Genomic DNA, 26,437 nt, shown 5'->3' with positions numbered 1-26,437 from the left:
AATCATGTTTAAGAATATTAAAAAAGTTCACTTTGTTGGTATCGGCGGAATCGGAATGAGCGGTATTGCAGAAATTCTTTTAAGCCAGGGATTCAGAATATCCGGTTCCGATAAATCATTATCCGAAATAACAGACAGGTTAAGTGATCTTGGCATCGAAATATTTGAAGGTCATTCACCTGAAAATCTTCATGATGTTGATGTGCTTGTGTACTCATCCGCAGTAACAACCGATAACCCGGAAGTAAAAGCTGCAATTGAAAAAAAGATCCCGATCATTAAACGCTCAGAAATGTTAGCTGAAACAATGAGAATGAAATACGGGATCGGCATTGCAGGTACGCACGGAAAAACAACAACCACATCAATGGTTGGATTAACATTGACTGAAAGCGGAATTGATCCTACAATAATTGTTGGCGGCAAGTTAAGCGGACTCGGTGGAACAAACGCAAGACTTGGCAACGGCGAGTTTATTGTTGTTGAGGCGGATGAATTCGACAGAACATTTTTAAAGCTTACTCCGACAATTGCGGCTATCACTACTCTTGAAAGTGAGCATCTTGATACATATAAAGATCTTGATGATATAAAATCTGCTTTCATTGAATTTGCAAATAAAGTTCCGTTCTATGGATTTGTTGTTCTTTGTCTTGATGAGCCGGCGCTGCAGGATATAATCCCGCAGATCAACAAAAGAATTTTTACTTATGGATTAACTACTCAGGCAGATATAAGAGCGGTTGATATTGTTCACAACGAATTTACAAGTTCATTCACTGTAAAATATCTTGGGAAAGAACTCGGGAAGATCACACTTAAAATTCCCGGGGTTCACAATGTAAAGAATGCATTGGTTGCTGTATGCATCGCTAAAGAACTAGGAATAGATTTTTCTGTAATTAAAAAAGCTCTTGAATCATTCACTGGTGTGTACAGAAGGTTCGAAGTTAAGTACAACAAGGAAGTTCTAGTGATCGATGATTACGCACATCACCCGACTGAAACAAGTGCAACGCTTGCTGGAATTAGATCAGGCTGGGACAGAAGATTGGTCGCAATATTTCAGCCGCATCTTTACAGCAGGACAAAAGATTTTTACCAGGAGTTCGGCAGATCATTTCTTAATTCAGATATTTTTATTTGTACAGATATTTATCCGGCAAGGGAACTGCCGATTGAAGGAGTCACCGGAGAGCTGATTTCAGAGGCTGCAAAGAGGTTCGGACATAAGAACGTTATCTATGTAAAAGACAAAAACTCAGTTCCGCAGGTTCTAAATGAGATTAAAAAAGACGGTGATATTTTTGTTACAATGGGTGCAGGAGATATCTGGAAATTCGGAATGCAGTTTGTAAAAATGTTAAGTGAAAATTAATGACAGATAAAAACGAAAAAAGAAATTCATCAAAATTAGGAAGAGTTATCCTTTCTGTATTAATTTTGCTATTAATAATTTTGATAGTATCTCCGGCAAAAAAAGAGTATGAGGGAAAAGCAGAAGTGATTGAGTTAACCGGTTGTAATCTTCTTTCAGAAAATGATTATCTCGCTTTTGCAAAACTGAATGAATTGAGCAGGCTTAAAAATATTACTCCAGCAATTGTAAAAGACAGGCTTGAAAAACATCCGTACATACAGAATGCGGATGTATTATTTGAGGGCACAAAAAAAATCAAAGCGTATGTTCAGGAAAAATCTATCAAAGCATTATTGATTGGCGGGAGTGATCCGTTTCTTATTACAAACAGGTTTGAACTTCTTCCGATACTTGTAAACACAAGAGCGGTTGATCTGCCGGTTATAAATAATATGAAATATGATGAAGGAATAAAACCACAGGCAATTGTAAGAACTGAAGAATTAATTGAAGCATTTAAAATTATTGATGCAGCAGCGTTGACAGATCATAACCTTGTAAAAAAACTTTCGGAGATAAATCTTAGAAAAGGCGGCGATATTATACTGTCCTTTAGTGGTTTGAATAGTCCTGTAATTTTTGGAAGAGGCAAAGAAGCAAAAAAGATCCTGGCGCTTAAAGCTATTATGAGTACACTCAACCAGGATATTGTTGCAGTTAGTGAGTATCTGGATTTCAGATTTGATAATGCTGTTTATCTGGGTGCGTCACATAATATGGAATCAGTTGAATGAAAAAAGAGATAATGGTCGGACTTGATTTAGGAACAACAAAAGTTTGTGCAGTCATTGCAGAAAAAAATGATGAGCAAAACAGAATAGATATTCTTGGATTCGGAGTTGCGCCGTCCGAAGGCTTGCACAAAGGATTGGTTGCCAACATAGGCAAAACTGCCGAAGCAATTAAGTCCGCAGTATCAATCGCATCAAACAGAGCCGGGTTCGATATCAATGTTGTAAATGTTGGTGTTGCCGGTGAACATATAACAAGTATCCGTCACAGAAATTATGTAACCATAAGCAGTGAAGATAAAGAAATTACTAAAGCTGATCTTGACAGACTTGAAGCCGATGTAAGAACGATAAGAATTCCATCAGACAGACAAATACTTCACATAATTCCTGAAGAATATTCTGTAGATCACCAGGGAGGTATTGAAAGCCCGATAGGGATGTCAGGTTCAAGACTCGAAGCAACTAATCATATTGTCCTTGCTTCTATACCTGCAATCCAGAATATAAAAAAATCTGTTGAGCGCGCGGGACTTCAAGTAAAAGATTATATACTTCAACCAATTGCATCAAGCTCGTCGGTTCTTGAAGAGAGTGAAAAAGATTTAGGTGTTGCTTTAATTGATATTGGCGGCGGAACAACTGACATTGCAATATTTCACAACAAAGCTATCAAACACTCAAAAGTAATAGGCGTTGCCGGTAACCAGGTAACTAATGATATACGTGAGTCACTCGGAGTTGTGACTGATGAAGCAGAAATGTTGAAAAAGGAATATGGTTATGCTTCTGAAAGTGCGATCATAAAAGAAGAAGACATATTGATAAGAGGCGTAGGTGCGAGAGGTAATACTAAAATTCCTATCAGCCTATTAACTCAAATAATAAGTTTAAGGATGCGGGAACTTTTTAGTTTAGTTGATAATGAAATACGAAGTGCAGGATTCAAAAACAAAATTAAAGCAGGAATAGTTTTAACGGGCGGTGGTTCTTTGTTAAAAGGATGCACGGAACTTGCCGAAGATGTTTTTGGACTGCCCACACGGATTGGTGTGCCGCAGGAACTTGGAACAGGATTATCAAATGAAATTGAAAGTCCTGAGTTTGCTACCGTAGCCGGATTGATTCGCGGTATACCGGGCGGTAAATCAAGTGACTACCAGATATTGATAAAGAAAAGCAAGTCGAAAAGTAAAAACAAATTTTCACTTGTCATGAAAAAAGTAAGACAGTTTTTTGATGAATTATAATAAAACCCATTACAAGGAGGACCTATGTCGCGATTTGCAACTATAGACCGAGAGAGACCATCTTCTGCTGTACTAAAAGTTGTTGGCGTTGGTGGCGGTGGATGCAATGCAATTGAAAGTATGATTGCACGCGGACTCACCGGTGTTGAGTACATTGCCGTGAATACTGATGCGCAGGTTTTAAATAGCAGCAGCGCAACACATAAAATTCAATGTGGCGCGGGAATAACAAGAGGTTTGGGTGCCGGTGCGGATCCTAATGTTGGGAAAAAATCAATTGAAGAAGACAGGGAACGTATAGCTGACGCACTTGCGGGCAGCGACATGGTTTTCGTAACCGCCGGTATGGGCGGCGGTACCGGAACAGGCGGTGCACCTGTTGTAGCGTCAATAGCAAAAAGTATCGGTTCTCTTGTTGTGGGTATTGTTACAAAACCTTTCCGTTGGGAAGGTAAAAAGAGAATGCTTAATGCTGAGCAGGGAATACAGGAGTTTAAGCAATATGTTGATAGCTTAATTGTTATTCCTAATGAAAGACTGTTAAGCATTCTTGACAAAAACACTAATGCATTTACAGCTTTCGATAAACCAAATGAAGTTCTTTACGAAGCAACACGTGGTATAGCTGATATCATCACTGTGGAAGGATTGATTAATGTAGATTTCGCTGATGTGCGTTCGGTTATGAACCAGAGCGGTGAAGCCTTAATGGGATGCGGAATAGCAAGCGGTGAGAACAGAGCAATTGAAGCAGCCCAAAAAGCTATCTCAAGTCCGTTGCTTGAAGGTATAAACATTAAAGGCGCAAAGAGTGTATTGCTGAATGTTACCGGCTCGAACAATCTTACGATGCAGGAAATTAATGAAGGTAACAATGTAATCTTTGAAGCTGCCGGAGAAGAAGCCAATGTAATTTTCGGATGCGTTAGAAAAGAAGAAATGAATGATTACGTTTCATACACTGTTATTGCAACAGGGTTTGATGGTACACAACAGATTTATTCATCCAAGAACTCTAAACCGCAGACTGTAAAATCGAATGACAGTTATATAATCAACGGTGGTTTTGATTTTGGTGATGCAAAAGATGTTGATAAAGATAATCTGGATGTGCCAACAATTATCAGGGTGAAACTACCAAAACAATCGCTGGATGAAAATCAGGATGAAACACCTAAAACCGGATTCAATCCTGATGCATCACGTTATGGCTGGTCGCGGGAAAAAGCAAAAAAGAAAGAGGAAGAAGACAGCTTTGAAGAGGACAGTTCTTCCTTTTTAAGAATGATAATGGATTAAAAATTTTATTTACAGTTCGATATATGTTGTTCAGGATTAAGTAACCTATATAATAATCTAAAGGAGTATTTATGAACTTCTTAGAATTACTTGGACTCTTTTTTATTGTGGTAGTCGTTTTTAATTTGCTTATTGGAGTCTGGGCGGTTTTAACTGCCGCACATTCCAAAGATGATGTAAAGGTTTCTCCAAATCAGCTCGTATAGCTGAAATCATCCACCTTTATTTATCCGGTGTGTTGAAGTGCCGATTGAATTATTCGTCGCTTAACCTGGATTCGATAAATACATTATCATCAACATCAACAGTGACTATTACCCTGTTGGGGCGGCAGCATATTCTACAGTCTTCTATAAAGTCCTGTTTTCCATTAACTGTTAAATCGATCCAAACACTGTTTTCACGACCGCAGTACTGGCACTTCCAGATCATTTCGTCGTCGGTTCTCATTATAACTATATGAAATATTTTCAGAACAAAATTTATAATACTTTGGCAATAAGTCAATTTAGAAATCGTCACTTTACTCAAATTCATCAGGAGTGATTAATTCGAATCGATATTGGATAAAATTAATTTCTTATAAATAATGAGTGGCTATTGCATCTGAATCAGGAAAGTAATAAATATGTAGTGAACAAATGTTCACTAAATGTATTCTATACTACGAATTCATTTTCAGGCGAAATTGAAAACTGAGAAGTGCTATTCAATTATTTGAATTGTGAAGTTCTTTCAGTAGACAATTGATCACATAGTTATTTCATGTTTACAAACTGAGTAGGAAAATTCAGTTCAGCTTCTTTGACAAGTTTTATTACAGCTTGAAGGTCATCGATTTTTGGAGCTTGAACGCGAACCTGTTCATCTTGAATTTGTGCGTTGACTTTTAGTTTTGAATCTTTGATCATTTTGGTGATCAGTTTTGCGTTTTCTTTTGAGATACCGCTGACAAGAGTTATTCTTTGTTTTATTCTTCCGCCAGCAGCGGTTTCAGGTTCTTCGAGTTTAAGTGCTTTGATGGAAATTCCTCTGCGAATAAATTTTGTCTGAAGTATATCAATACTTGCTTTCAGAGAATAGTCATCTTTGGTATTAATATTTATGAGTTTGTCTTTTTTGTTGAGTTCTATTTCAGTTAGAGAATCCTTTAAATCATAACGCTGTTGTATTTCTTTGATAGCCTGGTTAACTGCATTATCTGCTTCCTGCAGGTCAATTTCTGATACTATATCAAAGGAATGGTTTTGTGCCATGTTAGTGCCTTGAATAAAATTTTGTAAAAATGATGCGTTAAACGTAACCGAAGAGGTTTAAAGAATCAAGTTTATATCTGTATTGATTGTACACATAATTACTACATTCAAAAAATGCATGTATAAATCGAAAGTCCGATTGGAAGCTTGATTTAATAATTTATTAATGATACTTTTTTTTTGCGTTAACACTGAAATGATAAGTTAATTTCAGAAAACTTTTCTAAATTTGCGTGGGCAAGTTAGAAGTCATCGCAAAAAAAATAAAAGAAAATGATTGGTTGATGTTTCCGTAGTGAGAATGCTGATTGTTGTGTTATGATCCGATGAGTGTCATGTTATAGTTTTGGATTTTTGTTCTTCTTCAAAGTTTTAATTTGATATAAAAAAAGTTAACAAAATGTTACAAAATCGTGTCATATAATGATTCTTTTAAGAAACTAATCTCAATATGGAACTGACATTTAAAATAAATTTTAGTTTAATTCGCAGCCAGTTATGCTTTTGGTGTGGCATAGTTTTAGTCTTAATCAAATCAACATCTTTTGCTCTTAATTAAAGTGAATAGACAATAACTATGCAGATAATCAACATGAAAAAAACGCCTAAGTATAAATACTTTTTTAGTATTGCGGATGTTATCGTCATCTTTCTTTCTTTTGTAATTTCGATTTATCTACTAAGGATGGATGAACATCTTTCTTTCGTTGATTTCTTAAGTGTCTCACAACCAATCTTGTTTATTTGCCTGCTCTTATCATTCATTTTTCTTTTTATCTTTCAGTTCAACAGTCTTTACCGAATAAATGTTATACTTACAAGAGCTTCACACTTTACCGGAATAATAAAAGCACTTTACTATGGTGCATTAAATATTGTTCTTGTTTCTTTTCTTATCAAATCATCTAACATAATTGATTCAAGATTAATCATTTTTACATTTTTACTAATTGCTCTTCCATTCCTTTATCTGGTACGCGTCGAATTGCTTCGCGGTTTGTATATCAGGTTAAAGAACAACCAGTTTAAAAGGAATGTTGTAATCATTGGTGATGGAAAAGCCGGCAAGTTATTAGCAACAAAATTATTATTTGAAAATCCGATAGGTTTGGAAATCATAGGTTTTGTTGATGATGATAAAGAAGTTGCAGAAGAAATTGTAAGCGGCAAAAAGGTTCTTGGAAGAATAAGTGAAATAAGAGAAATTATAAAAGAGCACAATATCGATGAGATTTTAGTCGCAATTGATAATGATGGTTATGACAAATTACTAGAAACACTTGACCTTTGTAAAACTCTTAACGTCACAGTTCGGCTTACCTCAGAAATGTTTGACATTGTTGCACGCAAGGTTTCAACTGAAAAGTACGCGGATATTCCTGTTCTTGATGTAGCACCGCATTATAATAATAGTTTGACACTTGGTATGAAAAGGGCGAGTGATATTCTCGCTTCAATTATTGGTTTGATAATTCTTTCCCCGCTTTTCATTATGCTTACACTGATTATCAAAACAACTTCAGCAGGACCTGTTTTCTTTTCTCAAACACGTATAGGAAGAAATGGAAAGCCATTTAAGTTTTATAAATTCCGTTCTATGACAGTGTGTAAAGGCGAAGACGAGGAACGGATGAAGAAGATGTTAGAGTTTATGAAAAATGGCGACTCTGCAGCCGAGGGTTCAAAGATTATTAACACAAACAGAATAACCTGGATTGGAAAATTTATACGTAAGACTTCACTCGATGAACTGCCTCAGTTGTTTAACGTAGTAAAAGGCGATATGAGTCTTGTCGGTCCGCGACCATGTTTACCTTACGAATATGAAAATTATGACGAATGGCAAAAGCGAAGAGTAAGTGTGATTCCCGGATGTACCGGTGTATGGCAGGTTTGGGGTCGCAGTTCAGTATCATTTAAAGATTCTGTAGTACTGGATCTGTACTACATAAATAATATGTCGCCCTGGTTTGATTTACAATTGATACTTCAAACTATTCCAACTATGTTTTTTTCACGTGGCGGTAAATAGATTTTATAAAAGTATACACAGAATGATTTTCAATAATTATATGCGGATTAAGGAGAAGCGGAAATGAAAATTGGAGTACTGGGATTAGGTTATTGGGGACCGAACCTTGTGCGGAATTTTTTAGCACAAAAAAATGTAACCAAAGTAATTGGGTGCGATCAAAGACCCGAAAGACTAAAATTTATTAAGGATAAATTTCCAAGTACAGAATTAACAAATAATTGTTCAGAATTATTTGAAGGTGATGCAGATGCAATCGTAATCGCAACACCTGTTGATTCGCATTTCAATTTTGCAAAAAAAGCACTTGAATCCGGAAAACATATCTGGGTTGAGAAACCATTTACATCAAACTCCCGTCAGGCAGAAGAACTGATTGAACTCGCTGATAAAAAAAATCTGAAGATCTTTGTTGATCACACGTTTATTTACACAGGCGCGGTTAGAAAAATGAAACAATTGGTTTCAAGCGGCGAACTCGGAAAAGTACTCTACTTTGATTCCGTCAGAGTTAATCTCGGATTATTTCAGAATGATGTAAATGTTATGTGGGATCTGGCACCTCACGATCTCTCCATCATGAATTATGTAATCAGCGATCATAAAGTAACAGGAGTTTGTGCAACCGGAATAGCTAATTATAATGGACACGAAAATATTGCGCATCTTTCAGTTTACTTTGATGATAACTGCTTCGCTCATTTTCATGTTAACTGGACATCACCTGTCAAGATCAGAAGAATGATGATTGGTGGTGACAAAAAAATGTTAGTCTTCGATGACATGGAAAATTTTGAAAAGATAAAAGTATATGACTCCGGTGTTGAAATTAATACTGATGAAAAAAAATATGATGCATTAGTTCAATATCGGATAGGGGATATGCATTCTCCAAAAGTGGCTCAGACAGAAGCTCTGGCTCTTGCTGCAGATGAATTCATCAAGTCAATCGATGAGAACAGACAACCGATGACAAGCGGAGTTGACGGACTTATGGTTGTAAAGATCCTGGAGGCGAGTAATATTTCAATTAAGAACAAAGGTGAACTGGTAGAAATAAATTCTGATTTTGTTTCTATCTAAAAATTTAACCAGGTAAATAATTCAAATCGTAATATCCGGTTTTATAGTGAAGCATAAATTTCTCCTGATATTCAGTACCATAGTATTAATCGGACTGGTTTCAGGAATAATAATTTTTTCTGAAAGCCAGGATCAAAAACCTGAATATCGTGTGTCTGTTACAAACTCCTCACTGGTTGATCAAAACACTTTTGAATTCGATCTATTAATCCAAGCATATGAAGATTCATTTGAACTGACATCTTATCAATGCGCTCTTTATGTCTGGGAGAGATTGAAAGAAACGGATTCTTTATCGTGTTCATATGTAGAAGGCAGTTCCGAAATATCTCTTCTGCCAAATGCAGCTTTTAGTTTTGATGGTTCAGGTGACTTGCCATTAATTGCGTTCGGTTCATTTCCTGGTAATGAAATGATAACAACTTCATCAAAGAAACTAGGGCGAATAAGAATTAAATCGACAAAACCATTTAAATCAGAACCAATTCTGGAATGGAACTTTAAAGGTGAGATAAGAACTATACTTACCGGAAAATCTTTTTCAGAGATTACAGTTAATACTCAACATATTGTTACAGGAGACTAAGTGGAAAAAAAGAATATAAACAACGTTAAATTAGGTAAGGAAGTTAAAATATTTGATTTTGTAAATCTTTATGGATGTTCCATTGATGATTATTCAAAGGTCGGAACTTTTGTAGAGATTCAAAAAAACTCTACCGTTGGAAAGAATTGTAAAATATCCTCTCACACTTTTATATGTGAAGGTGTTCATATAGAAGATAATGTTTTCATAGGACACAATGTTACTTTCATAAATGACAAATATCCGCGAGCCACAAATCTTGATGGTTCTATGCAGACAGAATCTGATTGGAAAGTTGAAGAAACTTTCATAAAAAAAGGTGCATCTATAGGATCTTCTTCTACAATCTTGTGTGGTGTTACGGTTGGAGAAAATGCGATTGTTGGTGCGGGAGCTGTTGTGACCAAGAGTGTTCCAGCCAATACTATCGTTGCCGGAGTGCCAGCCAAAGTAATTAAAAAACTTTAATCAGAATACTAATACTACTCGAATTATTTTTTCAGGCAAACAGTAAAAATATCATTGCTGTTAAAGCTACGAAGTAAGCTATACTGAAATTGAATTTTGCTTTTGAACTAAGCTTTCGGTGGCTCAAACTAAATGGGCGATACTCTTCAAAACCTGTTATGTTTTGTTCAATCGCTGAATCAGCAAGTATATTTGAATTGAAAAGATGACTGCTTTGAACTGCCTGGACTTTGTTTACGTTTAACATTTTGCACACTCCCTAAGTTAACCATTATTTAATTTTGGTGACTCGCTGAATACGTTATTCCATATTCATTATCGAAAGAAGTATTTGAAAGTTTAGTCCAGTTTACAATACTTTCATTGTATTAGTCATAATAAACGTGCCACTGCATAATTGACCAAAAAGCTCTGAATTACTCAATATTTCCTATAACAATTACCGGTTTTGTAAAAATTACTCTGAATAATATTAGCCACATGTAAAAAAAGGCTGGATCCAATCCAGCCTTTTTTTACACTAACAACCACGGTAACTGGTTGCTTATTTGATCAGGACCATCTTTTTAATTTCAACATATTGGTCAGTTTCTATTCTGTAGAAATAATGTCCTGAAGAAAGTCCGGAAGCATTGAATGTAATTTCATGATATCCCGCTTTCATTTGTTGATCAACAAGTGTTTGTACCAATTCGCCAAGAATATTATATACACTTAGTTTAACAACTATATCCTGAGGAAGAGAGAATTTTATTATAGTAGATGGATTAAAAGGATTTGGATAATTCTGATTTAATTCAAAACTCAATGGGATGTCGTTAACGATTTCAATTTCCTCGGTATAAGAAAATTTTCCGTCTGTGTCGACTTGTTTCAATCTGTAGTAAGAAGTTCCTGGTAATAGTGTATTATCAACAAACGAATAAACTTTCAGACTGTTGCTGTTGCCAGCGCCTTCGACAAATCCTATCTTTACCCAGTCGGAATTTTCATCAACTGAATTTTTCCTTTGAATCTCGAAACCATAGTTATTCGTTTCTGTTGACGTTGACCAATCAAGCTGTACTTTGTTATGTAGCAGTTGAGCAGTAAACGATGATAACTCAACCGGGAATACACCATCAGGTCCCCACATTTCGCCTTCCCACAGATTAGCCCAAGTATTTTGATTATTTCCGTTAAAAATTATTCGTAAATACCTGGCAGTAGTTTGCGCAAACTGAACAACAGTCCATTCTTCTTCAACAGAAAAAATATTATTCAGTATTGGTGACCAGCTGTTGCCGTCAATAGATGACTGAAGTGTGAATTCATAAATTCTTCCTGACTGAAAGTTATAGAATGAAAGTCGGGCAAGACAAATTTCACGTGATGTTCCCAGATCAAATTGAATCCACTCGGGCATGGGTTCTGAAGCCCATCTCGCATTAGGATCGCCATCATAATAACCAAGTCCGTCATTAGCTTTTTCCGGTGCTGTATTGGGATCGGTTGTTGCCGATGCAATCACATCCATTGCATTATATTTGATTAGTCCTGCAAAAATGTCGAGATCAACGTGGTTGAGTTGATTTGTAATATTTGTAAAACCTGTACCTGTAAGGATTGTGCTGCTTGCACCTGTGAAGTCCCAGTTTATGGCTGGGGAACAATAACCAAACTCTGTAGTATTGGTCAATCTGAATCTGCCAATACGTACCTCAGAACTTGTTATTGTTTCATTACCTGGCATTGATGCAAAAGCAAGTTCGAGTGAACCATCAATTGTGTTGGAACCAATAGCGACTGAAGGCGGAATAGAACTGAAGGATGAAGTTGAATTGATATAACTAAATGTTATCGTTCCGCCTTTTGTGAAATTTTGGGATATTGTAAAGGCTCCCTGATAAGAAGTTAATTGAAAATTAGATCCTGTGGATCTTAACAAGACATCAAATTCGTAAGTATTTGAGTTAACTATAACTCCATTTGCTAAACGTGCAAGATATCCTGTTTGAGAGTATGACGCGAATGGTATTAAAAGCGCCATAACAACGACGAGTAGTAGATTATTTTTCATTTCTCCCCTGACAAATAATTTATCTTAGTGTAAAAATATTTTTTCGTTACCTTTGCTTTACTAAACAGCAAATGTGCCAAGTAAGATTCTTGTTTTTCATTTGAAATTTTAGGATGAAGATGAGTTTAGAATAGACAATGATCGGTAAGAGTTACAAAAGCAGAAGGAAAAATATTCATCAGAAATTAATACTATAACTGTGTAGTAATAATTCGACTTTAAAAAAAAATATTTTTTTCGATAATCTGTTTCACTACTGAAAACAGGGGCTAAACTCAATATTGTCAATTATTTTTTTATTAAATAAGAGAGCAAGAATGAGTTAACTTTTTGGTGAGCTGAGATTTGTTTTTGAATACTGATTTTAAAATAACAGACAGGTGATTCACTGTCGGGGTGGGGAGATTCGAACTCCCGACCTCTTCGTCCCGAACGAAGCGCGCTAACCGGGCTGCGCTACACCCCGAAAATTGACAGCCCAAAAATAATCTGTCATACAACCATTTCCAAGATTTACTGCATTATCTTTTTTGTTGAAGTAGTTTAATAGTATTATTTTTAAGTATAGCTCTCGAGTTTTTTTGCAATCCTGATATTTTATCACAAACGAGGAAAGATTTATGCAAGTTCCATTTCTTGATCTAAAAATTCAGTACCAGTCAATAAAAGACGAAGTTAATCCCGCAATTCAGAATGTAATTGAAAATACCGCATTTATTTTAGGCAATGCAGTATCAGGCTTTGAAAAAGATTTTGCTTCAGCGCATTCAGTAAAGCATGTGTTAGGAGTAAGTTCTGGAACAGACGGAAACCACATGGCATTATGGGCACTTGGAATCGGAGCCGGGGACGAAGTAATTATTCCGGCGAATACTTTTATTGCAACAGCCTGGGGAGCTACTTTATGCGGCGCTACTCCTGTATTTGTAGATTGTCATCCTGAATCATACAATATTGACCCATCAAAAGTAGAAGCAGCGATAACTAAAAAAACAAAAGCAATTGTTGCAGTACATTTGTACGGTCAACCTGCTGATATGGATGCACTGAAAGCAATAGCGGATAAACACAAAATTTATCTTGTTGAAGATGCAGCACAATCACATTTAGCTGAGTACCACGGTAAAAAAATTGGTGGGTTCGGAGTTATAACTTCATTCAGCTTCTATCCCGGTAAAAATCTTGGTGCGTACGGAGAAGGTGGTGCAGTAGCAACCGATGATGATGATCTAGCATTAAAAATGAAAATGATAAGAGAACACGGTCAGTCACAGAAATATTATCACGAAATGCTCGGACACAATTATAGAATGGAAGGAATACAAGGTGCTGTACTTGGTGTTAAACTAAAACATCTTGATAAATGGACGGATGGTAGGAGAAGAGCGGCAAAAAAATATAACGAACTATTAAGCGGTGTTCAGCAGATAGTATTGCCAAAAGAAATGAATGATGTAAAGCATGTATACCACTTATTTGTGATTCGCGTTAAAGCCGGTGGTGCTGAAAGAAGCAAACTTCGTAATGAACTACAGAACTTTTTAACAGCAGCAGGTATAGGAACAGGCTTACACTATGCAATTCCATTGCACGAACAAAATTGTTTTAAAAATCTTGTATACAAAAAAGGAGATTTTCCTGTTACTGAAGAGCTCGCCGAAACCGGGATTTCTCTTCCAATGTTTCCTGAGTTAACAGACGAGCAGATAGGTTATGTTTGCGATAAGATCAAAGAGTTCTTCAAAAAATAAAAAGACATAAAAAAAGCCGTCCTTTTGGACGGCTTTTTTATTAAGATCAAAGATTACTTCATTAAAATAAATTTCTTTGTATCTGTAAAGTTTCCTGCTTCCAACCTGTAAAAATAAACACCACTGCTTAAGTTCAATCCTGATTGATCAGCGGAAAATTCTTTAGTATAAATTCCAGCTTCCTGAATTTCATTTACTAAAGTTGCTACTTCTGCACCGAGAACATTGTAAATCTTTAAAACAACATGTGAAGAAATTGCGACACTATATCTGATATTGGTAGTTGGATTGAATGGGTTTGGATAGTTTTGCTCAAGTGCGAAGTTTAATGGAGCACCTATCTCAATTGTTTCAGACAGATTGTAATATTTGTAAGTTCCATCATAATCTATCTGACGCAGACGATAATTATAATGACCAACAGCTACATTCTCATCTTTGAATGAATAATGTGTTGCGTTAGTGGTTGTGCCATTACCTTCAACAAATCCCAGCACATGCCAATCACCACTTTCATTCTTCCTCTCAACCTGGAATCCTCTGTTATTCTTTTCAGAAGAAGTTGACCAAGTTAATGATACATTGTTTTTAGAAACACTGGCAGTGAATGTACTCAATTCAACTGGAACGGTAACATTTGTGTTCTTAAATATAAAGCCACTAGCACCAACAGTGTAAGTAGCAGCCGTGCTTGTTGCCTGTGGTTCTATATAAATTGAATTCATAGTAGCTCCTGCATTGTTTAGTTGAGCCACTGTCCATGTTAATCCACCATCAGTTGTAAGTAAGGTAACACCACCAGTTCCTGTAACAACGCCATAATTTTCGTCCCTAAAATGTAGTGCCTGGAATGTTACAGAAGTTGTGGGCGCAGTAAGAGTATCCCAGTTTGCACCCCCATTTGTGGTCTTATAAAGTCTGCGGGATGATCCGCAGGCAAAACCAAGATTGGCATCAATCATTTGGATATCATACAAGAAACCGCCGAATCCATCAACTAATGTTTGAAGTTCCCATGTTGCGCCGCCATCAGTGGTTCTGTATGGTCTCGGTGTGTAATTCACTATCCAGCCAGTGTTTGCATCCAGCATACTGGCATTATAGATTCTTTGATCATTACCAGCGGCACCCGTGAGTATCTGCTGTGACCATGTTGTTCCGGCATCGGTTGTTTTCCAAATGGTTCCAGTAGCATCTGAAGTATTTGAAAAAATCCAGCCTGTGTTGTAGTCAACAAAATCAACCTTATACAAACTTGCTGTACCTGCAATTGGAGTTGTTAATGAGTCCCAGCTTGTTCCTCCATTCGTTGTACGATAAACAGCACCTAATGAACCAACAACATATCCGGTATCTGGATTCACCATATCGATGCTTCTGAATGTCGAATATGAATTAGCAACCATTAATAAGTCAGTCTCATTTTCTTTAGTTATTTCTGCAGGTGATATTTGTTCATCAATATGAATAGTTCCGTTTAATTGTGTGTTTGGTCGTAAAGTTGTTGTTGCAGAATTCCAACTTCCTCCACCATTGGTGGTATAGGTTATCTGATCAAAGCTGGAACCTGTTGAAGAGGGTGCGCCAACCGCAATAACTTTGTCACCTCCTGGAGCCGCCCAAACGTCATACAATGCACCAGCACGAACAAATTGAGTATGCGCTGTTGGTGTACCGCCATTTGAAACGGAGTTAATCAATCCGAAAGCTCCTGCAGTAAGCAGACTGTTTCCGTTAACCTCAGTTGCATAGTAAGTGCTTGTCCATGGTTGTGATGGATTTAGAAATTCCACCATAGTCCAGTTTAATCCATTATCGATAGTTTTATAAATATCAAAAGAGTTACCGGTCAAATAAACTTCATTAACTACGGTTGGAGTTCCAACTTCAACATCGTCAACCCAAACACCATTTCCATCACTGTCTTTATGATGAAAAGCGAGGTAGATACTTTGTCCGGCATATGCAGATAGGTCAGCAGAGAATTGCAGCCATGTTGAAGCAGTTAAGTTTGCTACATCTATTGCTATTATTGCTGCACCAAAGCTTGCTAATGCAGTATCTGTTGTTGATACGCGAATAAGCAATGAATCAGGAGGAAAAGCAGATGAGAAATTTTTTCTTACCCAGAATTTAACTGAATCACCTGCAACAATAGATAATTGAGGAGTAAGCAGCCAGTCTTCACCTCCTGTGGATTGATAATTAACAAATGCGCTTGCGGTGCCTGAATGTGCTTGTGTTGTACTTCTGTTCCAAACATTTGCACCCAGTACATCAACAGCTTTCCACCCTGCCGGAGGGAATGTGGTGCCTTCAAATCCTTCATCCAAAGTCTGAGCTGTTACTGTTTGTAAATCAAGATCATAAAAAATAGTTGACGTTGGTAATCCTGTATTTGCAGCATTCCAGGTGGCGCCGCCATCTGTTGTATATCTTGCCTGTCCTGTTGAGCCAGCAACCCATCCATTCAATGGATCACGAAATTCCAATTTATATATTGTAAAAGATGCACCAGTATTTATCGTAGCTGACCATGTCAATCCGGCATCGGTAGAAGTTCTAATATTTCCGGATGTAGATGATACAACATAGAAAGTATCATTTGGGGAATAACAATCATAGTATGTTCCTGAAGGTAGTACAGTATTAATTGTCCAGGTTTGACCGCCATCTGATGTTCTAGCAAATCTGCCACTAGTTGTGCCTGCGCAGTATCCAATATTATTATCCAGGAAATATAACTGATACATTGTTGCAGCAGTTGGTATACCGGTTGTTACTGTCCATGTTAATCCACCATCTGTTGTTCTGGTTGCTCCACCTGTTCCTACGGCGACACCAGTATTCATATCAAAGAAGTGAGCCTCATATAATGCACTAGTTGAACCATTCGTACTTGGTACACCTGCCTGATGATGAAAATACCAGGTTGTGCCGGCATCAGTTGTTTTCATAAATGTTCCGCCAAATCCAATGGCGTACCAGTTATTAGCATCCCACATTTTTACCCAACGCAATGTGTTGCCTTGTGGTGTTTGGTGAGACCATTTCCAATCCTGATTTTCCTGAGCTCGAATATTAATTGACAGTAGGAATAAAAAGGATGAAATGACGAGAAGTGACAATAAACGCATAGAGCCTCCTTTTATTGGTTTTGTTTGTTAAATCAATAACTCGGTTAGTTTTTCCCCGGGTTCTCGTGTTACGTACTACGGAGTGTGTTTAATAAAAACATTTGAGACAAATTTTTGTTTTACCTTAACAGGTATAATTGAATTTATCAAACTTGAATGGAAAATTATTTTCGGTTATCAAGTGCGGCTAAATATAGTAAGAAAAATAAAAAGTAAATAGCTGAATTAATTTTATTTTTTTGGGTGGAATAAAGTGTTTGTGACTAATTAATAAAAAAGCCGTCCATATTCCGGACGGCTTTTTTTATGAGAGAGATGGAATTGCTTATTTCATCAGAATGAATTTTTTTGTCTCTGAGAAATTACCTGCATCAAGCCTGTAGAAATAAACACCGCTGCTTAAGTTAAGTCCATCCTGAACAGCAGAGAATTCACGATTATAATTACCTGCCTCCTGGAACTCGTTAACAAGTGTATAAACTTCAGCACCCAGTATATTGTAGATCTTCAAAACAACCTGAGATGCTTTTGCTATACTATACTTTATTTTAGTTGACGGGTTAAACGGATTTGGATAATTCTGCTCGAGAGCAAATTTATCCGGGGATCCTATCTCAACGGACTCACTAAGATTGAAATATTTATATGTGCCATCCAAATCAATCTGACGCAGACGATACTCATAAACTCCAACAGGAAGATTTTCATCCCTGAATGAGTAATCAGTAGTTGATGTTGTATTTCCCTGACCTTCGATAAATGCAACATTGGTCCAGTCAGAGTTTTTAATTTTTCTTTCAACACTGAAACCATGATTGTTGGTTTCAGAGGCTGTTGACCAGTTCAATACCACAGTATTCTCTAAAACATTAGCGGTAAATGAACTCAATTCAACAGGTACTGTAAAGACTGAGTTTTTATGTACATAAGCAAGACTTCCTGCGGTATAAGCAGCCGTAGTGTTAGTGCCTTCACTGGCAACACGTACTCCATAAATTGTACTGCCACTGGTATTATCTAATGTCCAGGTTGCACCGCCATCCATCGTATAGATCACCTTACCCAATGAACCAGCTGCTGCACCATAGTTGGCATCTCTGAAATGAACGGTATACAATATTGAAGTTCCAACTGCAGAAGGTAATGTTAAAAGATTCCAGAGTGCACCACCATCAGTGGTTTTAGTAATTTTTCCGCTGGCTCCTGAAATGTAAGCAGTGTTTACATCAACAGCATGTAATCCATAAATGGTTGAAGTTCCCATACCGCTTGTTTGAGCAGTCCAGGTTGTGCCCCCATCGGTTGTAATGTTAACAACACCACTTGAGCCGCCTAACCAACCAAAATTGGCATTCACCATTGAAATAGAATAAATGATGCTGGTGGTGGTTGCTGTTTGCTGAGTCCAGGTTGTTCCGCCATCGGTAGTTTTATAGCATGTACCGGATGAACCGACAATCCATCCTGTGTTTGCATCGACAAAATCCACATCGTAAAGAGTAACTGTGGATGCAACAGGTGTTGGAATAGAATCCCAGCTAACACCGCTATTAGTTGTTCTGTAAACCGCACCAAGTGTTCCTGAAATAAATCCTGTTGTCGGATTAATCATATCGATGGCTCTGAAAGTAGCAAATGAATTTGGAACTAAATCTGTTTCAATGATTTCTCCTGTCTCACCTTCAGTATCAATAATTATATCAGAAACATACTCAGTTGTTTGGTGTTGTGAAGGTCTTAAAGTAGTGGTAGAAATATCCCAGTTTGCACCACCGTCTGTTGTGTACATTATCTGATCAAAAATGGATCCTGTTATACCGGGAGAGCCAACAGCAATTGCGTTCCCTGTAATGCTCTCAGCCCAAACATCGTATAATGTTCCAGCCTTGATATATGTTGTTAGCGCGTCAGGAGTTTGTCCAATTGTCACTGAATTCATCAAACCATTAGCGCCGACGGTAACAAATTTACCATCAAGAAACGAGGTAGAATAATAAGTGCTTGTCCAGGGCTGGTCACCTACAGGTGCAAGGAAATCAACCGGTGTCCAGGTTGTCCCATTATCAATTGTTTTATGAATATTGAATGCATCGCCGGTTAAATAGACAGCTGTTTGAACAACAGGAGTTCCGACTTCAACATCATCAACCCATACTCCATTTCCATCAGAATCTTTATGATGGAAAGCTATATAAATGCTCTGACCTGCATAAGCCGAAAGATCCGCCATAAACTGAATCCATGTTGATGCTGTAAGATTTGCAACATCGATAGCAATTATAGGTGCACCGAAACTTGCAAGCGCAGTATCTGTTGTTGATACACGGATCAATAATGAATCAGGCGGAAACGCAGATGAGAAATTTTTTCTAGCCCAGAATTTTATTGAATCACCGGCAACAATTGAAAGTTGTGGAGTTATAAGCCAGTCCTCGCCGCCAGTTGATTGGTAGTTTACAAAAGCACTGGCAGCACCAGAATATGCCTGGGTTGTACTTCTGTTCCATACATTGGCACCAAGAACATCAACAGCTTTCCAGCCAGCCGGAGGGAAAGTAGTTCCTTCAAATCCTTCCATAAGAGTTTGATTTGATTCAGTAACGAAGTCAATATCATAAAATGATTCTGCAGGTAAACCAGTGCTTACATCTGTCCATGTTGCACCGACATCAGTGGTATATTTTGCACGTCCTGATGAACCGGCAGCCCAGCCATAATCAGGGCTCATAAACTGAAGAGCATAGAGTGATGATGTAAGCCCCGTACTTACGGTTGCCCAGGTAACTCCGCCATCTGTTGAACGTCTTACATTACCTGATGTAGTCGCAACAACAACAATTGTATCGTTAGGAGTATACACATCATAATAAGTACCTGATGCAATAGTAGTATTTAATGTCCAGGTATTTCCACCATCAGTTGTTTTAGCGAGTCTGCCACTCGTGGTGCCGGACACATATCCGGTATTCGCATCCATAAAATAGATCTGGTACCAGGTTATTGCCGTTGAAAAACCTGTGACAATAGGTGTCCACGTTGTTCCACCATCGGTCGTTTTAGCAATATGACCTCCGCCACCAGTTACAAAGCCGTTATTCATGTCAAAAAAATGTGCATCATAAATGCTTTCATAATTGCCATTGGCAGAATCAAGCTGCCCATTTTTGTGACTGAATGTCCAGGTTGCACCTGCATCTGTTGTTTTCATAAAAGTGCCGCTATAACCAACGATATACCAGTTGTTATCATCCCACATTTTTACCCAGCGCAATGTGTTACCCTGGGGTGATTGATGGGACCATTTCCAGTCCTGGTTATCCTGGGCATATCCCACACATATACTCAGGAAAATTATGAGTGAAAAAATAGAAAGTGTTTTAGGCCGCATAGACCCTCCTATTCATTTGTTTTGTTAACAGTTATTAAGAAGTTTTACCTGTACAACAATTCCACTCTGGTTTGTCAGGCAGGTAAATTGAATTATGTTACGGACATTTGAAATAGTTAGTCTTCATTACAATGTGTTTATGTACAGATTGTACATGCGGGATTGGCATCCCTAAGTTAAAGTGGCACCAGAATTTTTTTTAATATACTAATATTTATAAAAAAATAGTAATCAAACCAGATTTTTTATCCCCAGTTTTATTACATCAATATTTTGTAAAATTTTATTTAGGACTTTTTACCTGCACACTAAGTTCATATTCTCCCGCTGATTTGAAATAGAGTTTTATTTTTCCGGTATCACCATTCTTAAGATCATTTTTTAATTTCATTAACATTACATGATGTGCACGAGGCTTAAAGTGAAACTCTGACTTTGGAGGGATTACGATTTGTTCAACTTCTCGCATCCCCATCATATCATCCTTCATATATGTTTCATGAATTTCTACTTTGCCAGCCAGTTCCGATGATACCTTGTACAGAGTATCAGGTTTATCGGATTGGTTCTCAACAATAAAATAAAATGCGGTCGACATATCTTTTGCGCCTGGTCTTATCCATGGCTCTTTTATTTTCAATTCATCTGATTGTTGATAAACAAGTAATCCAAGTATTAAAGTCAGCAGGTTATAAAACATTTTATTCTCCGATTTTTTTTATATCATCAAAAATCAATTGGGGGTCAGCTAAACTGCCCTTATACTCACTTCTTATAAAACCATCTTTATCAATTAATGTGATCCGGTCAGTGTGAATTATGTAGTAATTAAGTTCACCATCTTCAGAATAACTTGAATCTGCGGCTATAGAATTAATTCCCATCATCTTATTAAATCTTCTAACAGATTCAGGCTCTCCGGTTAACAGGTTCCATCTATTAGTATCAATATCGCGGACAGATGCAAATGATTTAAGTACGGATGGATTATCACGAATAGGGTCAAAAGTAACAAGTATAAACCTTAAATTCTTAATGTTGTTTTCATCAATTAATTTTTGAGTGAGATACATATTGTGCGTGGTCATAGGACAGATATCAGGGCAATGAGTATAGATAAAACCCATTAAAGTAATTTTATTTTTTAAAAGTGAATCGAGTTCTATCTCCAATTCGTTTTGGTTGGTGAACTTATAATTTGTACCCAATATTTTTTTGCCTCTTTCAGGAATATCGCTGCAGGATATCAGAAGTAGTGAGAATATAGCCAGTATAAGAAAGGAGTATCGCATTGAACCGAAATTATTTTATACTACTATTAAAAGTTAAAAATCTCTAATGAGAATTAAAATGGATTGCAGTTAAAAAAATCCTAATCTCTAAAAAATCAATCTTCAAGTGTAAAGCCGATTTTAATTGTTACCTGCCAATGTGCAACCAAGCCATTGTCAACATGCCCGCGTGTTTCAGTAACTTCAAACCACCTGATATTTCTAACTGTCTGATAAGCTTTTGTTATCGCGTTTTGAATTGCGTTCTCAATGCTTTCGGATGAAGTTCCTGTAAGCTCAATGTGTTTATAAGTATGATTATTCATTCTTACTCCGTTATTGTAAATCAAATTTCAAACCGAATATGTCAAATAAATTTATCTTACAAAAGTTAAATATTATTTTTTAGGTTAAGATGAATCTCAAATTAAATTGAAACATCTTATAAACAGAAATTGTTAAATAATTATTCCGGGAAAACAATGGCAACAAGAAAAGCGTTCATCAAACAGTTGAAGGGTATTACACTAACAGGCAAGACCGATTCAAGCCACTGGATCACAATGGATGGTCCTGAGACTTTCGGAGGAAGCGGTGCAGGAGTAAGACCAAAAGAATTAGTTCTACTTGCATTAGGAGGATGTACTTGCAGTGATGTTATAAGTATACTGAACAAGAAAAAAGTGAAGATGGATTCATTTGAAATGAATATAACTGCTGAACTCGCTGAAACTCATCCGCAGGTATTTACTGATATCAATCTGGAGTATCTTTTTTATGGGGACGATATCCAGGAAAAAGATGTTGAAAGGGCAATAGACCTGTCAATCAACACTTACTGTGCAGTAACAGCGATGCTTATCAAAAGTGTGAATATAACCCATAGCTATAAGATCATAAAATCACAGAAATAATGTTGAAGCCGGAAGTATATTCCGGCTTTAATTTTTTTGATACAATCCTACAACATTACCATCAATATCATTAATCAGTGCATACCAGCCCATTGCAGGTATTACAGTTTTTGATTTAAAAATTTTACCGCCGGCATCGCTGCACTTTGTCATTACCTTTTCTATATCCCGCACCGCAACATGAAATACGGTTGTATTACCGCTAGCTACAGAATCCACTTTTCGTAATCCAACCATTATGCCGTTATGATTATTAAATAACTTATATCCGTTTCCAAAATCCCTGAAATCCCACCCGAATACATCTGAATAATATTTTTTTGATCGTTCAAGATCAGTTGATGGAATTTCTATGTGAGCTATTAAAGGATTCATGCTTTCCTCAGTTTATATCATAATTTTATGAAAGTAATTACATTTTCAAATTAGTTTTTTGAGAATGAATTTCCAAACACCTGCAGTATTTACAAGATGGTTCTTGTTTGTGAAAAACCTATTATTTATTTTCTACCCGCTACATGACCGGGTCATTAACTAAAACTTAGTATAGAAAGACAGGTGTTCAAGTATGATTCTTACCAATGTTCAGACAATTACCCAGTTATTTAACCAGCCCTATTATTAACCAATATTCAGGAGATGAGTATGAACTTAATTGACAGAGCTAAGAATATTCTTATTACTCCCAAAACAGAATGGGAAGTAATAAAAAATGAAAACCTTACAACTGCAGAAATGTACACAGGATATGCAGTTATACTGGCAGCAATTCCGGCTGCTGCAAGTTTTATAGGAAATTCACTGATCGGTGTGAGTGTTCCATTCACATCAATTAATTTCAAGTACCCAATAGGCAGCGGATTAATTTATGCAGTTTTATACTATATACTTTCGTTGGTTAGTGTTTATGTAGTGGCATTGGTTATGGATGCTCTGGCGCCATCATTCGGTGCATCAAAAAATTTTAACGCTTCTCTCAAAGTGACAATATTTTCATCCACAGCAGCCTGGATTGCAGGAATCTTTTCGATACTTCCCGTTCTATCAATATTGTCAATCCTTGGGTTGTATTCCTTATATCTTCTTTATCTGGGAATGAAAACACTTAAAGATTCACCTGCCGATAAACTTGTGGGATACTATGTGGTTCTGCTGTTAATTATGATAGTGATTTATGTTGTTATAGGAATAGTTGTAGGTGCTATTGCATTTGCGGGTTATGATTTACCAAGAATGATGTAGTAGTATATTTTAACATCACGGATAAAAATAATTTTATCCGTGATGTGTTTAATGTTAGAAAGCTAATTGACCTGCAACTAAAATCTGATTGTATTTTAATTCTGAATTATCCGTATTAACTATATAGTTAAACTGAATTTTAGTCGCTTCAGTCGGCCAGTAGTTACAACCGAATATTGCCAGTGAATTTTTATCACCAATCATATCATCGGGATTAAGTAAATCATATCTTCCAAGAAGCTGAACATTTTTTGTAATATGGTATCCTGCTGTCAACTGCAAACCGGAATTACTTATTGTCTCGCCTGAATCAGGTTCAGAACTTTCTATAATAAACTCGCCAGATAACATCAGGTCACTTACAGTCAATCTGAAATCTCCGCCTGCGGTAATTCTGTTGCCTTCAAAGGCTGAGGTTGTAAGACTGTTGTATGCGGCATTTCCTGCTACTGTCAGTTTTGTATTTTCACCGAGTTCGGGTGTTAATACAACTCTTCCTACATACATAAATTTATCATCATCGTTGGTTGTGTTAATACCATTTCCATTATACATACCGGCAACCAGGGATAAAACTTTTTCAACCACATTAGCTCTTACCTGGAAACCTATTTGCCTTTTGGGTGAATACGTACTTGTTGCCTGTGATCTGCCGACAAAGTCAAGCTGCGGGTCACTGGTTAGATACTCACTGCTGAATGACGCTTTAAATTGACCTGCATCTACTCGAATTGCATCGGAGAATTTATGATAGATCATAGCATCAAGAATTGGTTTTGAGTTGATGAAATTAGTCTGCATCGAATATCCGAACCCTTCATCAAGTTCACCTGAGATTGTCAGCCTGATGTTGGTTAGATTAAAACCATTTCCACCGGATAATATTCTTTCACCCTGGTAATCTGCAACTGTCTGAAAAAACAGTCCGACATTAAAATATTTTTTCTTAAAGTTTTCCTTTAATTCTTTCAGTAGGGATGAATCCTGAGCCTGAACATTAATAATAAATTGAGCTGTGATTAAACAAATAGTCAGAATTAATCTTTTCAAATTAGCCTCCTCAAATAATGATGTGAAATTTAACAATTTCTTAACACAATATTATCGAAGCTTAGCCTGAATTCTTAATAGCAACCAACTAAATAATGGAATTTTAAGTAGATAAGATGGAAGAAATAAAATGCAGTGTGCGATAGTTAATTCTGTAAACAGGTCCTGATATTCTCAATTTCTGCCGCGGCATTAATCTTTTTATAGTATTGAAGAGCGGTGTTAAGATAATAATGGCTGTCTTTCTTTCTCTTTATATCTTTATAAAGAACACCCAGTTCGTAAGATGTTTCTGCCTGGTTGAGTTTATTATTCAGTTCATTGTTTAAACGCAGACTTGTTAAAAGGTAATTCTCAGACAGATCAAAATTATTAAGATTCCTTTCGATTATACCTTTGACTTTATAGACTTCAGCGATGGTTAGTTTGTCATTTATTTTGTAAGCAATATCCATTGCTTTTTCTGCAAAGGCACCGGCAAGAACAAAATCTTCAAGCAGCGTAAAGAGGTAAGCTTTGCTTATATAAGTGATACTCAATGTAGGTAGAAATCCTGCCTGAAGTGCCGCGGAAATACTCTGATCAAATTCTATTAGTGCATCTTCATAATAATTTTTTTTGAGATGAACCATTCCAATGTTATGATGAATTTCAGATATTCTTTTCAAGTCGCCTATACGTTGAAAATTTACTATCGCACGTTTAAAGTAGGAGAGTGCTATATCAAAATTTTCCTGTACTGTATGCGTAATGCCTAAATTTATTTCAACCTTCCCCCGCAAGGCTGTGTCGTCTGTTTTATCAAGATACTTCAAACTTTTTTCAAAATGTGCTTTGGACTTATGCATGTTTCCATAGTCGCCGTAAATTGTCCCGAGCAGGTTTTCACACTTTGATCTGCCTTTAAGGTCACTAAGTTTGCTGAAAAGTTTATCCGCTTTATTTATGTTTAATTTACTTTCTTTCCATAGTGCCTGCCTGCTGTAAAGTTCGCCTAAAGCGAGATACGCGTTTGCAGTTATGTCTGATAGCTGGGGGATCTTTCTGGTAGTTGAAAGTATTTTTTCGTGGATATCAACTGCAAGAATAAATTCTCCTGCCGTAATTGATGCTTGTCCTGCCGTTAACAAGAATTCAAGAAATTTATGATTATCTAATTTTGTGGAAGCAAATGTAATTAACAGGTCTACGTTACTTCTGAAAGATGTGTCATCTTTCAATTCAAGCTGGATCTGGTTTTTATTTGAAACACTTGTACCAGAAGGGAGTTTTTTCTTGATGGATATTTCAGTAAGGTATTTTTCAGAAAATTCTGTTATTTCATGCTGATTGAAATAAGTGGTAAGTATCTCACCGAATAGTCGTTCCTTATTTTGGACAAAGGGATTCAATGTCTGTATGCCTTGAGGTTTTTTGGTTTTAGAGTTTCAGTTTAATGAATAATATATTCTCTTGATTAATATTTCTTAGTTAACAAGTATTATTTATGCAACAGATATG

General features: G+C 36.7%; 23 protein-coding genes and 1 tRNA gene. 11 read left to right on the top strand and 13 right to left on the bottom strand.

What is annotated here, in order from left to right:
* Window positions 1-4 precede the first annotated feature (4 nt).
* The 4 genes from IPM56_11670 to ftsZ are packed head-to-tail and all read left to right on the top strand — an operon-like array spanning window position 5 to window position 4,700.
* Complete coding sequence (locus tag IPM56_11670; protein ID QQS34918.1) at window positions 5-1,378, top strand: UDP-N-acetylmuramate--L-alanine ligase; 1,374 nt, start codon at window positions 5-7, stop codon at window positions 1,376-1,378.
* Entirely contained in the window at window positions 1,378-2,154 is a 777-nt protein-coding gene (locus tag IPM56_11665) for a hypothetical protein (GenBank protein QQS34917.1), read from the top strand. The genes IPM56_11670 and IPM56_11665 overlap by 1 nt, the downstream gene beginning before the upstream one ends.
* Window positions 2,151-3,401 carry a cell division protein FtsA gene (ftsA, locus tag IPM56_11660; GenBank protein ID QQS34916.1) on the top strand — a complete coding sequence of 417 codons (1,251 nt, stop codon included), beginning with the start codon at window positions 2,151-2,153 and terminating at the stop codon, window positions 3,399-3,401. The genes IPM56_11665 and ftsA overlap by 4 nt, the downstream gene beginning before the upstream one ends.
* A gap of 24 nt (window positions 3,402-3,425) precedes the next feature.
* Window positions 3,426-4,700 (top strand): cell division protein FtsZ, encoded by a 1,275-nt coding sequence (gene ftsZ / locus IPM56_11655; GenBank protein ID QQS34915.1) that lies wholly within the window; start codon window positions 3,426-3,428, stop codon window positions 4,698-4,700.
* 255 nt (window positions 4,701-4,955) lie between these two features.
* Here the strand turns inward: ftsZ and IPM56_11650 are convergent, their stop codons facing one another.
* On the bottom strand, window positions 4,956-5,150 hold the full coding sequence (locus tag IPM56_11650; protein QQS34914.1) for a CPXCG motif-containing cysteine-rich protein: 195 nt from the start codon (window positions 5,148-5,150) through the stop codon (window positions 4,956-4,958).
* Between the two features lie 308 nt (window positions 5,151-5,458).
* Window positions 5,459-5,956, bottom strand: coding sequence for a YajQ family cyclic di-GMP-binding protein (locus IPM56_11645; GenBank protein QQS34913.1), 498 nt, complete (start codon window positions 5,954-5,956; stop codon window positions 5,459-5,461).
* A 592-nt stretch (window positions 5,957-6,548) separates the two neighbouring features.
* Between IPM56_11645 and IPM56_11640 the strand changes: the two genes are divergently transcribed.
* The 4 genes from IPM56_11640 to IPM56_11625 all read left to right on the top strand — a co-directional run bounded on the left by IPM56_11640 (window position 6,549) and on the right by IPM56_11625 (window position 10,125).
* On the top strand, window positions 6,549-7,988 hold the full coding sequence (locus IPM56_11640) for a sugar transferase (protein QQS34912.1): 1,440 nt from the start codon (window positions 6,549-6,551) through the stop codon (window positions 7,986-7,988).
* 63 nt (window positions 7,989-8,051) lie between these two features.
* A complete protein-coding gene (locus tag IPM56_11635; protein ID QQS34911.1) occupies window positions 8,052-9,071 on the top strand; it encodes a Gfo/Idh/MocA family oxidoreductase in 1,020 nt (339 codons plus the stop codon).
* 46 nt (window positions 9,072-9,117) lie between these two features.
* On the top strand, window positions 9,118-9,657 hold the full coding sequence (locus tag IPM56_11630; GenBank protein ID QQS34910.1) for a hypothetical protein: 540 nt from the start codon (window positions 9,118-9,120) through the stop codon (window positions 9,655-9,657).
* Window positions 9,658-10,125 carry an N-acetyltransferase gene (locus tag IPM56_11625; protein QQS34909.1) on the top strand — a complete coding sequence of 156 codons (468 nt, stop codon included), beginning with the start codon at window positions 9,658-9,660 and terminating at the stop codon, window positions 10,123-10,125.
* A gap of 31 nt (window positions 10,126-10,156) precedes the next feature.
* On the opposite strand, the gene IPM56_11620 is transcribed toward IPM56_11625, so the two are convergent.
* The 3 genes from IPM56_11620 to IPM56_11610 form a co-directional block, all read right to left on the bottom strand.
* Window positions 10,157-10,372 (bottom strand): hypothetical protein, encoded by a 216-nt coding sequence (locus IPM56_11620; protein ID QQS34908.1) that lies wholly within the window; start codon window positions 10,370-10,372, stop codon window positions 10,157-10,159.
* A 297-nt stretch (window positions 10,373-10,669) separates the two neighbouring features.
* Window positions 10,670-12,184, bottom strand: a complete 1,515-nt coding sequence (locus tag IPM56_11615; GenBank protein QQS34907.1) for a discoidin domain-containing protein — start codon at window positions 12,182-12,184, stop codon at window positions 10,670-10,672.
* A gap of 391 nt (window positions 12,185-12,575) precedes the next feature.
* Window positions 12,576-12,650, bottom strand: a tRNA-Pro gene (locus IPM56_11610).
* Between the two features lie 154 nt (window positions 12,651-12,804).
* Here IPM56_11610 and IPM56_11605 point away from each other — a divergent pair.
* Window positions 12,805-13,935, top strand: a complete 1,131-nt coding sequence (locus IPM56_11605; GenBank protein QQS34906.1) for a DegT/DnrJ/EryC1/StrS family aminotransferase — start codon at window positions 12,805-12,807, stop codon at window positions 13,933-13,935.
* 53 nt (window positions 13,936-13,988) lie between these two features.
* Here IPM56_11605 and IPM56_11600 read toward each other — a convergent pair whose 3' ends face one another.
* The 5 genes from IPM56_11600 to IPM56_11580 form a co-directional block, all read right to left on the bottom strand.
* A complete protein-coding gene (locus IPM56_11600) occupies window positions 13,989-17,072 on the bottom strand; it encodes a choice-of-anchor J domain-containing protein (protein ID QQS34905.1) in 3,084 nt (1,027 codons plus the stop codon).
* Between the two features lie 325 nt (window positions 17,073-17,397).
* A complete protein-coding gene (locus tag IPM56_11595; protein ID QQS34904.1) occupies window positions 17,398-20,460 on the bottom strand; it encodes a choice-of-anchor J domain-containing protein in 3,063 nt (1,020 codons plus the stop codon).
* A 283-nt stretch (window positions 20,461-20,743) separates the two neighbouring features.
* A complete protein-coding gene (locus IPM56_11590; protein ID QQS34903.1) occupies window positions 20,744-21,160 on the bottom strand; it encodes a copper chaperone PCu(A)C in 417 nt (138 codons plus the stop codon).
* Window position 21,161: 1 nt separating this feature from the next.
* The gene (locus IPM56_11585; GenBank protein ID QQS34902.1) at window positions 21,162-21,752 is read right to left on the bottom strand and encodes an SCO family protein; all 591 of its coding nucleotides are present in this window, start codon (window positions 21,750-21,752) and stop codon (window positions 21,162-21,164) included.
* 95 nt (window positions 21,753-21,847) lie between these two features.
* Window positions 21,848-22,057 carry a dodecin domain-containing protein gene (locus IPM56_11580; GenBank protein ID QQS34901.1) on the bottom strand — a complete coding sequence of 70 codons (210 nt, stop codon included), beginning with the start codon at window positions 22,055-22,057 and terminating at the stop codon, window positions 21,848-21,850.
* A gap of 156 nt (window positions 22,058-22,213) precedes the next feature.
* On the opposite strand from IPM56_11580, the gene IPM56_11575 reads away from it, so the two are divergent.
* A complete protein-coding gene (locus IPM56_11575) occupies window positions 22,214-22,645 on the top strand; it encodes an OsmC family protein (protein ID QQS34900.1) in 432 nt (143 codons plus the stop codon).
* A 27-nt stretch (window positions 22,646-22,672) separates the two neighbouring features.
* Here the strand turns inward: IPM56_11575 and IPM56_11570 are convergent, their stop codons facing one another.
* On the bottom strand, window positions 22,673-23,020 hold the full coding sequence (locus IPM56_11570) for a VOC family protein (GenBank protein QQS34899.1): 348 nt from the start codon (window positions 23,018-23,020) through the stop codon (window positions 22,673-22,675).
* A 270-nt stretch (window positions 23,021-23,290) separates the two neighbouring features.
* Between IPM56_11570 and IPM56_11565 the strand changes: the two genes are divergently transcribed.
* Window positions 23,291-23,887: a YIP1 family protein gene (locus IPM56_11565; GenBank protein ID QQS34898.1), complete on the top strand. Its 597-nt coding sequence runs from the start codon at window positions 23,291-23,293 to the stop codon at window positions 23,885-23,887.
* A 54-nt stretch (window positions 23,888-23,941) separates the two neighbouring features.
* Here IPM56_11565 and IPM56_11560 read toward each other — a convergent pair whose 3' ends face one another.
* Window positions 23,942-24,937: a hypothetical protein gene (locus tag IPM56_11560; GenBank protein ID QQS34897.1), complete on the bottom strand. Its 996-nt coding sequence runs from the start codon at window positions 24,935-24,937 to the stop codon at window positions 23,942-23,944.
* A 146-nt stretch (window positions 24,938-25,083) separates the two neighbouring features.
* Complete coding sequence (locus IPM56_11555; protein ID QQS34896.1) at window positions 25,084-26,328, bottom strand: tetratricopeptide repeat protein; 1,245 nt, start codon at window positions 26,326-26,328, stop codon at window positions 25,084-25,086.
* Window positions 26,329-26,437: the final 109 nt, after the last annotated feature.

This window comes from Ignavibacteriales bacterium (genome assembly GCA_016700155.1).
Classification (GTDB): domain Bacteria; phylum Bacteroidota; class Ignavibacteria; order Ignavibacteriales; family Ignavibacteriaceae.
The sequence above is the reverse complement of the archived record's forward strand: the minus strand, read 5'-3'. Positions and strand labels throughout refer to the sequence as shown.